The organism is Streptomyces sp. NPDC006551 (assembly GCF_040611675.1).
In the GTDB taxonomy this organism is placed as follows: domain Bacteria; phylum Actinomycetota; class Actinomycetes; order Streptomycetales; family Streptomycetaceae; genus Streptomyces.
This window is the reverse complement of sequence record NZ_JBEXOT010000060.1, coordinates 19,610-34,304: the sequence shown is the minus strand read 5'-3', so window position 1 is coordinate 34,304 and position 14,695 is coordinate 19,610. Positions and strand designations below refer to the sequence as shown.

Sequence of the window (14,695 nt, the reverse complement as noted above, 5' to 3'; positions counted from 1 at the left end):
GCTACGAGCGCAAAGCCAGCCACTTCCTCGCCTTCACCAGCATCGCCTGCACCCTCATCTGCTACCGCCGCCTCACCAAATGAGACGGCTTGTAAGGGCTGTCCCGCTATCGAGCAGCGGACCTGAAACTCTGACCGGGCGCCCCGTCATACTCGTCGTGTGACGATCACTGATGTTGACGGCGCACTGCCCGACCCTCGGGCGTTCGTCAGGGCGACCGACTGGCAGGTGCTCGAGCATGCCTACGGGCCAGCCGACAAGTCTCCTGCTTTGCTCATTGGGCTACTCTCGGACGATCCCAGCACACACGCCACAGCGCTGCGCCATCTTGAGGATCCGATTCATCACCAGAACTCGGTCTACTCGGCGACGGTGCCTGCAGCACTATTTGTTGCAGCGGCGCTCATGGATCCGTCGACGGCCACAGTCCTCACCGCCCCGGTCGGACGACAGAGGCAGGTGCGTGCAGCCCTGTTGGACTGGGTGGAGTCCGTGGCCAACGCGGTCGGCGACGAGGCGGAGGCGACGATGGCACGGCTGGGACTCCGCCTGGAGAGAAGCCCGGTGTCTGTGCAGGTTCGGGCACTGCGTCCCGCACTCTTCCGGGCCGTGTCGGCCTTCCTGCACGATCCCGAAACTGCCGTCCAGGAGGCGGCTATCGCCGCGGCTGTCTCCCTTCTGGACGATCCAGAGCTGGTCCAGCACCGATCTGTCGTCACACCGTTGGTTCGCGATGTGCTGGCCATCAGCGCCCGCAGGTCGTACCAGTTCGTTGCCGCCCGCGGCTTGAATGCCTGGGGCCAGGGAGTCGGACCCTCGCCAGCCCGGCAGGAAGCAGGCCCAAGGGGCGACGGCTGCAGCACTGAACCACCCTTCTGAACCTCCCATTCTCTGGAGGAAGGCCGGCTGCGTCGGGCGGTGGCAGTGTTGTTGTCCGGGCTACCGGGCTTCTTCAGCCGCAGGTCCGGGTTCGTGGCGGTGCAGGTGTTGAGCAGGACGTGGCGGGCATAGCCGCGAAGATGTGGTGTGCCCCGCTGCTGTCTCGGTAGTTTCGGCCGTTGCCGGTGTGCACGTACGCCTTCGCCCCGGCCGGCAAGTTGTACGAGGGTAGTGCGCGCCCATAGGTGTTGGTCGTGATGTCGGGGACGTAGCCGCCGGTGTTGACGGTCCTCGTGGTGACGTTCTTGATGACGAAGTACTCGCCATTGACGTTCAGCTGTGTGCCATCACGGGTGTCGGCGCCGGCGGCGTTCGGCCGCACGTGCGTGATCATCAGAGCGCCGGTAGTGGAGGCCGCCTGGCTCGGCGTGGCCAGGCTGACCACGGCGAGTGCGGCTATGCGTACGGTACGACTCACCAAAGGCCTTTCGGTCAGTAAAAAAAGGGGGACGTCCAGAAAGGCGCCGGTCACCTGCCCATCCGGGTTGTACCGGCACTGGTGCTCGGTTGGTGGCGCAGCATCCCGTTTCGGTGGTCCGTCAGCTCCAGTAGTCCCGGTGGTCCTTGCTGCGCCAGCGGTCGTAGTCGCTGAACGGCGTGGGCAGCCCCAACTTCAGCCAGATGAGGCGGCCGGCTCCATAGATCACCGGGAGAGCCGCGCCGACGGCCATGCTCCGCTGCTCGGACAGGTCGAAAACCAGACGGGCGGTGAAGTAGCCGACCGCGAAGAGCACTCCGGCCCCGACGAGGTACAGCAGGAAACTGATCACGCCTGCCGCCTGGCCCATTACGGTCCCCAGCAACGCAAGGAAGGCGAACGTGCCCAAGACAGCGAGGGCGAGGATCCCGAGCAACACCATGGCGCCAAAGCTACTCCCGGGCCTTGGCCTCATCCATTGCCAGGCGAGCATGGCAAAGAGCGTGCCGGATGACGGCCTCCGCCAACTCTCGTGCTCAGTCACACCGGCGCGGTTCGGGGCTCTGCTCGTATTCGAGGTGGACTCCGTCAGCCAGCGGCGGCCTGTCGGTCGGCCAGCAGTGCCTTCCGGGACTATGCCTTGCCGTCAGTGGGTGCTGCCGTGCCCCCGGTCCACAGCTCGGATCGGGGGCACGGCAGGCTGGCCGATGAGGCACTCGGCGCGGGCTGCGCCGGTCATGGGGGCGGGCAGCCCTCCTGCACCAGGCGCGCCCGTGCGGTCGGCCGGGTGCTGCCGCGATTAACGAAGTGAGGTCTCCGCCGATCGCACATTGGTCATCCGAAGGTGACCTTGTCAGTCCAGAGGTCGTCGCCGGTCTGGATGACGTTGCCGTAGGAGGCTTGGTGGGACGTGCGTCCACCGCGGTAGAAGCGGACGTTGCCCGTCTTGTACATCGCCCAGAAGTCGGGGATGCCGTCGCCGCTGGCGTCGGGGGTTCCCATGAACAGGGTGATTTCGGTCGGCTGCCAGCCTGGGGCGAGGCTGTAGACGGGGTCTGTCGGGGTGGCGGAGGCCGCGGCGGTGGAGAGGGACATGAGGTCGGTTCCTCCCGAGGCTGCGGGCTTGCCTTGTCGCAGGCGGAGTTCGCCGGCGGTGTTGTTACGGAAGACCAGGTCAAGAACACCGTCGCCGCTGATGTCACCGGCAACGAAGATGTCCCTGTCGGACCAGGCACCGGAGATCAGCTTCGTCGCGCCTTCGAAGGAGGCGCCGGTGTATCCGGTGAACGCCCACAGGTCTCCGCTGACGGTGGTGGCTATGGCGTCCATCTGTCCGTCACCGGTGGCATCGCCAGTGGCGACGATCTGTGTGAGATCGGCGGGTTTAGGCGCTGCTGCTGGCAACAGGACCTGGATGCGCTGATGAACATCGAAACTTCCGTACCCGTCGCCGGGATAGACGTAGAGGCCGCTGTTGATGCGGGCGAGCATGTCGGTGATGCCGTCGCCGGGGAACCAGTCTGAGTGGTGGCTGAGCAGTGCACCCGTCCAGTGGCCCTCGACGTGCTCCGGGGCTCCCTCTTCTGTGGTGTAGGCGGCGGGGATGCCAGCGTCGATGTCGCCATCCTGGCTGGGGTAGAGCCGAAGGTTGCCCTTGTCATCGACGCTGTAGAGGTCGGGGATGCCGTCACCGCTGGCGTCACCAGGCTTGTCCTTGCCTGGGCGGGGTCTGACGGAAAATTCGTAGCTGCGCCCATGCGAGACGTTTCCGGCAGCGTCGCGGGCGCGGACGTAGAGCGTGTTGGGGCCGGCTAGCGGAGGCGAGAGAGACTTCTCTACTGCTTTGTCGGGGGTGGCGCTGATGTCGATGATCTGTGCGTAGTTGGGCGCGTTAAAGCTGTACTCGTACTTGATCACCCCGTCGCCGGCCTTCGGGGTGAACGTGAACAGTCCAGGTGTGCCATGGAGGACCTTGCTCCACGTATCGAAGTTGTCACCAGACGGCGGGTAGTAGTTGGTCGAACTGACTTGGGGGCTGGTGGGCACCGACTGGTCGACCGTGAACTGGCAGTACGCGGTCGTTCCAGAAGGCCCCCACGGAGAGGTGGCGCCTTCCGAATCGACGGTCCAGGCGGTCCAGGTGTAGGTCTTGCCGTTGACGAAGCTTGTCCAGGGCACGGTGACGGTGGCGGTGCCGTCGCTGGTGGGGCTGTAGTTGGCGTCACGGAGCGGGTGGGCGGTGTCGCTGGTGGGCCAGATCTTTATGTGGACGTAGCGGAGGTTGCCGTCGGTGTCGGTGCCTTTGGCGCTGAAGGTGATGTCGGACTTGCCGATGGAGGGGAAGGGGGAGGTGTAGTCGCACATGCCGCCGGGTGTGGTCTTCATGGCGGATTGCGTGGGCTCGTTCGGTGGCCGGTTGTAGACGATCTCGATGTACGGCGAGGTCTCGCCGTTGGCCATGAACTTCTTCCAGGCGTTGGAGTCGGTTTCGCTGGCCGCCCGCAGGCCGAGGCTGATTTGGGGCCACTTCTTGGTGGCTGCCTCCTGGGCTACCGACTTGACGTCGGTCGCGACCCAGCTGTCGGGGCAGGTGTCCGCCTTGTAGCCGTGGCCGTTGGTCGAGGAGCCGACGATCCGGTTCCAAGTGGGCTGGTTGTCCCATGTGTGGGCGCTGGAGATCGCGGTGGTGGACCACACGTTGTACTGGCGTGGCGAGCAGCCCCAGGAGTAGGTCTGCAGGGTGCGGAAGGTCGCGGATCTCACGGTGACGCCGTAGAGGGCGCTGGAGTGCTCGAAGTTGAAGACGGAGCGTGACAGGCCGCCGGTGGTGGCTTCGTATCCGACGCGTGCTTCGTTGGTGCCGTCGTTGAAGTTCTGGCCGTTGTAGAAGCTGGAAGTGCGGGCCTTTTCGTAGAGCAGGGTCCAGTTTTTCTTGTGGCCCTTGAAGGAGGGATCGATGAAGACGGGGTAGACCGTGTCCGGGTCGGTCAGCACCTTTGCGTTCGTGGCGAGGTTGAGTGTGCCGTCGGCAGCAAGGGTTGCGTCGAGGACGGCGTCATGGCTTCCGGGCTGGGGTCCGGCGAGGCCGGGCAGGGCAAGGGCGGTGTCGTCCACAGTGGGATCGACGGGGGGCATGGGCTCGCCGCCTGTTGTCCTCACGGCGCCGGCGGAGTCCCACAGATAGGGGGTGGGGGCTGCCGCTAGCTCGCGCCCGCTGTTGTCCCGGGCGCTGACGACGTTTGAGGTGTCGTCGAGGCTGAAGTTCAGCGATGCAGAGGACAGGCGGTAGTCGAGGTCGGCGAGCAGAGGATCCTTGGCCGCTTCCGGATTGTGCACGATGAGGACGTGCGAGTAGCCGCTGTCGCGCGCGGTGAGGAGGAGGTCGATACCGGGGCGGACATTCTCGTACAGCGCCCGGGAGCCGTTCACGACGGGGGCGGGGAGGGCGCCGGGCCAGCTGACAACGAGCTCGTGACCGTCAATGCTGAGGCGTACGAGTTCGCTCCAGGTCGCCTCGTTCGTTGCCATGGGCGCAAGGAGGGCACGGCTCAGCGTGCGAGATGCTCTGTTGCCGTCGGCGCTGTGTGTACCCCTGGTGCCGGCGCTGAACAGCAGAGGATCGTTGACGGCCTTCGGGGCGTATCCGCCTTTGACCGGGCGCAGGGTGGTGTCGACCGGCTTCCAGACCCCGTCGACCTTGGCCCGGATCGTGTCGCTGTATGTGCGGGTACGCAGCAGTCCGTCGGGGCGTGCCCAGGTGGTGGAGTTGGCCGTGTGCCGGGCGGTGACGACGACGTCCTTGCCGGTGCGCTTCGCTTCCCGTGAGGCCTCTACAGCGTCCGTAGGCCGATGGGCGCCGGGCGTGTTCCGGGCGGGCGGCGTGGCGGCTGGCGGGCTGTCGTTGATCATGTGGACAGCCAGGGGGACAGCGACAGTTGCGGCCATCACTGCGGCAAGAACCGTGTAGCGGCGCTTCTTCCAACCCTTCCATGGCCGGGCCGCAACGGCAGCAGAATCGCGTGAGGTGACGTCTCCCGCAGGAGCGGGTTTCGTGCTCTCTGGCATGTTCGAGGCGTCCATGGCTTCCTTTCCCCCCGCGGGCGCCTGAATGCTGTGCTACCCCCGGAATTCCTGCTGTGCGCAGACGTGTGCCAGCAGAGCATGACCCATCTTCACGTTTTCGTCACCGCTTCCGTGGGTGCAAAGAGCTGGAACCTCATTGCGACTGAGGTTCGTTGATCGGTCACAGCAAGTGCTTTGACCTGCACCTTCCTGCGCGCCAATGACCGCAATCCATAGCAAACCGCATATTGCATCTTCCCCCTATAGCCGATCTTGACCCGTTCCATGCATGAAAGTTTCTAACGTCACTGGTTGATACACTCATTCACCATTTTCCCTTATTGCCATGCCGGCCCCCCTTGGGCACCTGATGATTTGAATTGCGGCTGTGAGTGACACCACACGGGGCCAGAGATTATGGATTTCCTGTGCCGGTCACCTGCACAATCTGCTGGCTATTTGTCGATTCCCTGCGGCCGTTCATCGGCCGGCGGTGGAAGTGGGGGGTTCATGTCCTCGTCCGATTCGGGACGCCCGTTCTGGCTGCCCGGTGGGCGGAAGCCTGGCCGCGGTAGGAAGTCCCGGCTTGGTTCCCGTATCCCCCATCGCCTCGGTACCGTCACCGTCGCAGCGCTCGTCGTTGCAACATTGCTGCCGTCGCAGGCGTGGGCACTTCCGCCGGTCGACGCCCGTGATGCCATCGAGCTGGAAGCGGTTCAGGAAAGCAAGGAACTGCTCCCGGACGAGGGCGAGATCGAGAAACTGACCAGCTGGTCAGGGGAGCCCCTCGCGCCGCCGGCGGAGTACATTCCGTCCGATGTCGCGCCGCCTGCACAGGACACTGGCACAGTTCCCCTCGACCAGGCGGGCGAGGGCCTCATGCAGGTCGATGACCTTCCCGTGAGCCTGGGTAAGGCGACCCCCACCGAGGACGAGCCGAATCCGCCCGCCCCCTCGGGCACCTGGGGTGTCACCGTCGAGGCGCGCGAGGCGACCGAGGCAGCCCATGTCGACGGTGCAATCATCACCGTCACTCCCCCATCCACCGGCTCCACACCGGTCGATGTGGAGCTTGACTACAGCAAGTTCCAGGATCTGTTCGGCACCGAGTGGGCGTCGCGGCTGAAGCTGGTGCAGTTCCCTGCCTGCTTTGCTACGACGCCGACCGTGCCGGAGTGCGCGACCCCGGTGGACGTTCCCAGCACGAACGACCCTTCGGCGCAGACGGTCCGTGCCACGATCGACCCCGCCGCAAGCCCGGTCCAGGGAATGGCCACGCAGACCGGCTCCAACGAGTCGGCCGTCCTGGCCGCGATCGACGCCGCCGCTGGTGCGGGCGGTACATACAGAGCAACCTCGCTGGCTCCGAGCGGTTCGTGGACGCACGGCGGAAGCAGCGGTGGCTTCTCCTGGACCTATCCGTTGACCGTCCCCGCGCCCCCGGCCGGCCCAGCGCCGAAAATCGCGTTCAGCTACTCCTCCCAGTCGGTCGACGGCCGTACCTCGGTCGCCAACGGCCAAGCGTCCTGGATCGGCGACGGCTGGGACTACCACCCCGGGTTCGTCGAACGGCGATACCGCACCTGCTCCGACGACCGGGCAGGCAGCCCCAACAACGTCAGCGAGAGCGACAAGAAGAAGACCGACCTGTGCTGGGCGAGCGACAGTCTGCTGCTGTCGCTCGGTGGCTCGTCCACCGAACTCGTCCACGACGCCGATCGCCGGTGGGTTCCCGCCAACGACGACGGCGTGAAGGTCGAGTACCTTGACGGGGCCGGTAAGGTGAAGACGACGAGTCAGGACGGCAAGTACGCCGGTGAGCACTGGCGTGTAACCAGCCGCGACGGCACCCGCTATTACTTCGGCCGCAACGACCTCGACGGCACCGGTACCCGCGCCCACACCAACTCGGTCTTCACCGTTCCCGTCTTCGGCAACCACAGCGGCGACCCCTGCCACCAGGCCACCTACGCCAGCTCTGCCTGCACCCAGGCATGGCGCTGGAACCTCGACTACGTCGAAGACGTCCACGGCAACGCCATGGTCGTCGACTGGCAGCAGGAGATCAACTACTACGCCCAGAACGAGGGGTACACAGCTTCTAAGGCCTACGTCCGCGGCGGTTACCCCAAGCAGATCCTGTACGGACTGCGCGTCGGCAACCTCACCGGCCCGCCTGCGGGGAAGGTGGTGTTCACTGCCAACGAGCGCTGCGCCACCGGGACCGCCTGCCCGGCAGCGAAGTTCGACTCGGCGAACTATGCGGACAAGCAGCCCTGGTGGGACACTCCCTCCACCCTGCACTGCAAGGCTGGCGCCGAGAACTGCTACTCCTCCGCGCCGACGTTCTGGACCCGGGTCAAGCTGGCTGCTGTCACCACCTACGGCCAGCGCCTGCAGGGTTCAACCGATCTGTTTCTCGTCGACAAATGGGAGCTGCACCAGTCGTTCCCGAAGCACCGAACCGACACTCACCCGCCGCTGTGGCTCGAGTCGATCCGCCGCACCGGCTACGCGGCCCCCGACTCCACCGGCAAGCAGGACAACGCAGGCACCTCTCTTCCTGACGTCTCCTTCATCGCCAACGTCGTCGACATGCCCAATCGCGTCGCCACCAGCGCGGACGATGACACGCCCGACTTCGACCGTCTGCGTGTCGAAACCATTCGGACCGAGACCGGCGGCGAGATCTACGTTGACTACTCGGCGCCGTGCCCAGTCGGAAGCAGCCACCCGTCGCCTGAAACGAACACGACACGGTGCTTCCCGACCAAGTGGTCGCCGGACCCCGAACTGGAGAACCCGCCGGTCGAGTGGTTCAACAAGTACGTCGTCGAAAAGATCGTCGAGAAGGACCGCGTCGCCCGCGAGCCGGATGTGACCACTCAGTACTTCTACGGCACCCCCGTCCTGGACGGCTCCGGCCAGCCCGTCATGGAAGGCGACAAGCCGAAGTACACCGAATCAGGTGCCTGGGCCAAGAACACCGACGAGTTCACCAAGCCCGAGCTGCGCACCTACGACCAGTGGCGCGGCTACGACAAGGTCACCGTGCGGCGCGGTGAGACCTCCAGCGACGGTCTGGGGGCCGCTACCGAGCAGTCACAGAAGGTCACCCGCTACTTCCGGGGCATGTCGCGCGACGCGGGCCGCCCCGCCATCACGCTCACTCTCAAGGACGCAGCCGGGGCCACCGTCTCCGTCGACGACTCCCTGCCCTTCCAGGGCCGCGCCGCCGAAACAGTCACCTACACCAAGGCCGACGGCAGCATCGCCGCGCGCGAGGTGACCAAGCCTTACGCGGAGAAGACCGCCAGCCGCGCACGCGGGGACGGACTTCCGGCCCTCGAGGCCTACCGCACAGGCACCGACTGGGCCGATACCATCCAGACGGTCAGTGGCGGCAAGACGCGCAGCACGCGGATAGAAACCGAAGAGCGCGACGGCTATGACCTGCCGCTCAAGACCCATACGTACACGCTCAGCCCGAACGACGAGGGCGTCACGGTCAAGAGCAATGAGTCCTGCACCACAACGTCATATGTGCACAACGCCGACAACCATCTGATCGGCCTGCCGCAGCGCGTCCGGTCCACGGTCGGGCCGTGCTCGAGTGCGGCCTCGGCAACCGGTAACCAGGTCGTCTCCGACGCCCGGACTTCCTACGACGCGCTGGGAGCTTTCGGTACCGCCCCCGTCAAGGGACTGCCCCGCCAGGTCGACACGATCAACGGCGAGGGGACCGGCTGGACCACCACCGTGCGCACGGAGTACGACGCGCTCGGGCGCCCCACCAAGACCATCGACGCGGAAAGCAACGCCACATCCACCACCTACAGCCCCGCCACGGGCGCGCCGTTCCAGATCACCGTCACCAACCCCCTGGAGCATGCGGCCACCTCCACCATCGACCCGGCACGTGGCACGGTCCTGTCGGTCATCGACGCCAACGGGCGGAAAACAACGAGCCGCTACGACGAGCTGGGCCGGCTCACCGACGTCTGGTCACCCGCGCGCAACCCGGCTACTGACAAGGCGTCTGCCCACTTCGACTACCAGATCGCAGCTGACAAGGTCCCGGTCGTCACCACGCAGACCCTGCGCGACAACGGCACCTACGAGGACAGCGTCACCATCTACGACGGGCAGCTGCGGCCGCGTCAGACTCAAACCGAAGCAATCGGTGGCGGCCGGATCATCACGGACACCCTGTACAACGCCAACGGCACCGTCAGGGAGACCAAGAACGGCTACTTCACGACGGACGAACCAGAACCCAAGATCTTCGTCCCCCTCAGCTACACCGAGGTCCCCAACTCCACCAAAACCGCTTACGACGGTCTCGGCCGCGCCATCCGCACCACCACCCTGTACAAGGGCGACCCCCAGCACTCCACGACCACCCAGTACGGCGGCGACTGGACGCTGTCTCGCACCGGCATGTCGGCGGACGGAACAACCCCGCTCGCCGGCAGCCGCGCGGCCAAGACGTGGACCGACGCCGCAGGCCGCACGACGAAGATCCAGCACTACACCACCACCAGCCTCACCGGCCCGGCACCCGCGTCCATCGACACGCACTACGCCTACGACGCTCGCGGCAAGCTCGCCGAGGTCACCGACGCCAAGGGAAACAGCTGGACCTACACCTACGACGTCCGCGGACGGCAGAAGGAAACCACCGACCCGGACATCGGATCCACCACTTTCGGCTACAACGAACTCGACCAGAAGATCTGGTCAAAGGACAGCCGCCAGCGCGCTCAGCACACCCTCTACGACCCACTCGGACGCACCACTGAACTCCGCGACGACTCCCCAACCGGCTCACTCATCGCCAAATGGACCTACGACACGCTGCCCGGCGCCAAGGGCTACCCCGTCGCCACCACCCGCTACTACGGCACGGCCGAGTACAAGAGCGAAACCACTGGGTACGACGCCGAGTACCGGCCCACCGGCTCGAAGATCACCATTCCCAAGACCGACGACACCACCGGCCTGGACGGCACCTACACCTACACCAACACCTACACGGCCACCGGTAAGCCACAGTCGGTGACCCTGCCCGCCACCCCAGGCGGGCTCGCCGCCGAGAAGGTGATCACCCGCTACAACGGTGAAGGATCCCCTCTCACCACCTCCGGGCTCACCTGGTACACGGCCGGCACCCTCTACAGCCCCTTCGGTAAAGTCCTGCGGACAACCTCCGGCGAGGCTGGCGCACGGGTCTGGACGACCACCGCCTATGACGAACTGACCGGCCGCCTGGACAAGACGGTCGCCCAGCGGGAGACGATCAACCCGATCTGGAGCTCCGTTACCCAGTACGGCTACGACAAGGTCGGCAACGTCACCTCCATCACCGGCACCCAGACCGAGACCACCAGCACCCAGAAGGTCTCCAAGTCCGATCAGCAGTGCTTCGCCTACGACCCGATGGGCCGCCTCGTCCACGCCTGGACCGGTACCGAGGGCTGCGCGCCTGCCACCACGGCGCAGGGCGCCGGACCGGCAGCAGGCACCGTCTCCACCGGCACTGAGGGCAACGGCTACTGGCAGGAATACGCGTTCGACTCCATCGGCAACCGCTCCACTCTGACGGTCCACGACCCCGCCGGCGTCCAGCCCGCACAGACCTACAGCTACACCTACGGCAAGACGGTCGAGAACAACCTCACCCAGCCCCCCACCACGGCTCAGCCTCACACCCTGGTCAGCGTCGAAAGCACCCAGAACGCGGACGGGACCAGCCTGGACCTCCGCCAGAGCTTCACGTACGACGCCTCGGGCAACACCACCGAGCGTGTCACCGCAGGCGGTGCGACCGCCACCTTCGCGTGGGACCGCCGTAACAAACTGACGTCCGTCGACACCGACAACAACGGCACCGCGAACGTCACCTACCTGTACGACGCATCCGGCAACCGCCTCATCGAAAACAACGGCACCACCCGCACCCTCTTCCTCGGCGAAGCCGAAATCACCGTCAACACCGCCGGGCAAGCCCTCAACGCCCAGCGCTACTACGGCCACCCCGGCGCCCCCACGACCGTCCGCTCAACCGGCGGCAAGACCACCGGCCACAAGCTCACCGTCCTGCTCTCCGACCACCACAACACGGCCACCACCGCCATCGAGCAGACCAGCAACCAGGCCGTCACCCGCCGCTTCTTCGACCCCTACGGAAACCCCCGCGGCACCCAGCCCACCGACTGGCCCAGCCGGCACACCTTCCTCGGCACCGGCATCGACGACCCCACCACCGGCCTCACCCACATCGGCGCCCGCGAATACGACCCCACCACCGGCCGATTCCTCTCCGCCGACCCGATCATGGACCTCGCCGACCCGCTCCAGATGAACGGGTACACCTACGCCAACGCCACCCCCGTCACCCAGTCCGACCCCACCGGACTGAAAAGCGACGAATGCGCATCGCTCTACAAGTGCTCCGGCGACCAGGTCATCACCACCAGCACCACCCAGTACCAAAGCGAGGCCACCGTCGCGGAGTACTACCGCCGGAACATGCCCGCCCTCACCATCGCGAACTGGAAGTCGGAAGGCCTGGGCAACATGCCCTGGCACGGCATGGCCAAGAAGGTCACCGGGTGGAAGAACCCTTACTACGAACGTAACTGGGGCTGGAACATGCTCGCCGGCGTGGGAAGATGGCTGGTCGGGGAATCAGCCATCGCCCTGCCGGCCCCCATGGTGGGGGACGTACTCACCGCCGGCTACGACGCCGCCGTCTCCTCCATAGGCGTCGACACCAACACCCGCTCCTACGAATCCGGCCAAGTCCTCATGGACATGGTGAGCCTGGCCAGCCCCGCTGGAGCAGCCAAGTCCGTCGCACGGAAAGCCACGAAATGCGTAAGCAATAGCTTCGCAGAGGGCACCGAAGTCCTCCTCGCCGACGGCACCACCAAACCCATCGAAAACATCGAAACCGGCGACCAGGTCCTGGCCACCGACCCCGAAACCAGCGAAACCCGCACCGAAACCGTCACCACCGAAATCGTCGGACAGGGCAAGAAGAACCTGGTCCGCATCACCATCGACACCGACGGCATCCACGGCACCAAGACAGCCACCGTCACCGCAACAGACGGCCACCCCTTCTGGGTACCCGAGCTCGGCGAATGGCTCGACGCCACAGCACTCCGCCCCGGCCAGTGGCTCCAGACCAGCATCGGCACCTACGCCCAGATCACCGCAATCCAGCGCTGGACACAAAACACCACCGTCCACAACCTCACCGTCAGCAACCTCCACACGTACTATGTGCTGGCGGGGGCCACACCAGTCCTGGTCCACAATTGCAATGGCGTACCCGATGTCGGGGTCAGCAGGAGTCGACACCCGGAATCAGCGCAGCACATTGAAGATGCGCAGGCGGCAGGGCAGCCAGACCACTTGACCATTGATCGAGGCGGCGCGAAGAAGAGGCGCGCAGAATCGATGCGGGGTAACCCGGTCGTGGCAGGGAAGGATCGTGACGAGTATCCTCCTGCGATGTTCCAGGAAGGCGGAACGGGTTCAAGCGTGCGACCAATTGATCCCGGTGATAATAGAGGAGCTGGTTCAGTCATTAGGCATCAGTGCACCGGATTGCCCAACGGAACTGTCGTTCATGTGGTGGTGTGCCCGTAATGGAAGCATCTATCAGTAAGCTTCTTCAAATTTCTGGGGAGCCCCTCGGCTCCACTAGCGATATAGAGTTGAACCCGGCGTACGGGAGGTTGGGCGTAGAGCTTGCCGAGCTCTTGCGGGCCGTCAATGGCTTCTACGCTTTCGAATCGGCGTTGCACGTCTTTCCGGTTGGCTCCGCTGGTGATGCATTGAGCCAGGAGGGCTGGAACGAAGATCAGTTGTGGCGAGTCGAGTACTGCGGCATGGCCGACGGGTACCTATTCTTCGCCGAAGATTGCTTCGGCGGCCAATTCGGCATCAGAGGTGAAATGATTTACTCATTTGACCCGGAGACCGGAGAAGCGTCACCAATGGCCGCGAGCATGGAAGAATGGGCAAGCCGCCTACTCGGCGATTTCGAAGTCGAGACCGGCTATCCGTTGGCTCATGAGTGGCAGAGTCGATACGGTCAGCTCCAGCAAGGATTTCGTCTCCTCCCGAAGAGGCCATTTGTGCTGGGCGGAGAGTATTCGGTGCATAACTTGCATGCCCTCGATGCGGCCAAAGGGATGCGGCTTCGTGCAGAGCTTGCCGTGCAGATCAGAGATCTGCCGGACGGGGCGGTGATCAAGTATTCGGTCTTTGACTGACGCGGCCGGTGAGCGTTTCTCCCCTCGGGAGTGCTTGTGCAAATCTAGCGCCCGTCAGGTGTGTCCTGACGAGGTGTTCAGGTGCCGTGACGGCACTAGCTGACGGCAACGGCGGCGGACACCGGGGGTGTTCGCCGCCGTTGCCGTTCGTGCATCAGGGCGGTTGAGGGTGTTGCTGAGTATGATTATGGCGGCGTAGGAGTCGGAGGCGTACGTGGGTGTAGACGATGGCGGTGACGCCGACGTGGGCGTGGCCGAGGTGTGAACTGTCCCGAAGCCGACTCACTGCGGCCCCGGCTCTCGCCGCCAGCCCCGAACCGTCGGCTCTTCCCGTGCACTCGCCATCAGATCCATGGGACGAGCTGTTCAGAGTTTTTTACTTGATCAAGGGCGTCCCGCTGACGCGGGCCGCCGCGCGCCGGCGGTCGGTGACCGCCGCCCGCTCCTGTCTGCCGCCCCGCTGGCGACGGCCGCCGACAACTCGGCGCGCAGAGCCCGGGAGCGTAAGCCGGACCACCAATCGGAAGCCCCGGTCCGACCGCTCAACAGCAGACTGGCCGGGCACCTGAGAAGCCGCCCGGCGGGCTCGCGCCGTCCCGGACGCCCATGCTTGCTGCCCGGCTGGTGGCCGTGACGATGGAGATAACTGGGCTGATGCCGGTGCGGGTTGAGCGAGACACACGTGGCGAGTGGCCGGTCGACGCGCCCGCCGTCGTGGCTGACTTCCTGTGGCAGAGGCCAGAACCCCCATGGGCACGGCACGCACGTGAGGGCCCGTCCCTGCCGGGGCTGACGAGTGCGGGCGAGCCTCATTCGGCTGCGCCCGGCAGGGACGGGAGTCGGGTGGGTCAGCGCGATGCGGCGCCTGGGCGAGCGAGGCGGGTCACGTCTGGCGCCAGGTTCCCAGGGGAGGGTGATGATCTCCCGGTAGGTGTGTGGGACGGGTTCTGGCCGCAGTGCCGCAGCACCCAGTCCTGCGGTTCGGCGA

6 protein-coding genes are annotated in these 14,695 nt (G+C 65.5%); 3 read left to right on the top strand and 3 right to left on the bottom strand.

Annotation, left to right across the window (positions count from 1 at the left end):
* Nucleotides 1-159 precede the first annotated feature (159 nt).
* Entirely contained in the window at nucleotides 160-879 is a 720-nt protein-coding gene (locus ABZY12_RS31850; protein WP_356896494.1) for a hypothetical protein, read from the top strand.
* A gap of 73 nt (nucleotides 880-952) precedes the next feature.
* Here the strand turns inward: ABZY12_RS31850 and ABZY12_RS31845 are convergent, their stop codons facing one another.
* From ABZY12_RS31845 to ABZY12_RS31835, 3 genes are all read right to left on the bottom strand, one after another.
* A complete protein-coding gene (locus ABZY12_RS31845) occupies nucleotides 953-1,411 on the bottom strand; it encodes a lamin tail domain-containing protein (RefSeq protein ID WP_356896492.1) in 459 nt (152 codons plus the stop codon).
* Nucleotides 1,412-1,478: 67 nt separating this feature from the next.
* On the bottom strand, nucleotides 1,479-1,709 hold the full coding sequence (locus ABZY12_RS31840; RefSeq protein WP_356896490.1) for a hypothetical protein: 231 nt from the start codon (nucleotides 1,707-1,709) through the stop codon (nucleotides 1,479-1,481).
* Nucleotides 1,710-2,191: 482 nt separating this feature from the next.
* On the bottom strand, nucleotides 2,192-5,437 hold the full coding sequence (locus tag ABZY12_RS31835) for a DNRLRE domain-containing protein (protein WP_356896488.1): 3,246 nt from the start codon (nucleotides 5,435-5,437) through the stop codon (nucleotides 2,192-2,194).
* Between the two features lie 399 nt (nucleotides 5,438-5,836).
* Between ABZY12_RS31835 and ABZY12_RS31830 the strand changes: the two genes are divergently transcribed.
* On the top strand, nucleotides 5,837-13,078 hold the full coding sequence (locus ABZY12_RS31830) for a polymorphic toxin-type HINT domain-containing protein (RefSeq protein WP_356896486.1): 7,242 nt from the start codon (nucleotides 5,837-5,839) through the stop codon (nucleotides 13,076-13,078).
* Nucleotides 13,078-13,707 (top strand): SMI1/KNR4 family protein, encoded by a 630-nt coding sequence (locus ABZY12_RS31825; RefSeq protein WP_356896484.1) that lies wholly within the window; start codon nucleotides 13,078-13,080, stop codon nucleotides 13,705-13,707. The genes ABZY12_RS31830 and ABZY12_RS31825 overlap by 1 nt, the downstream gene beginning before the upstream one ends.
* Nucleotides 13,708-14,695: the final 988 nt, after the last annotated feature.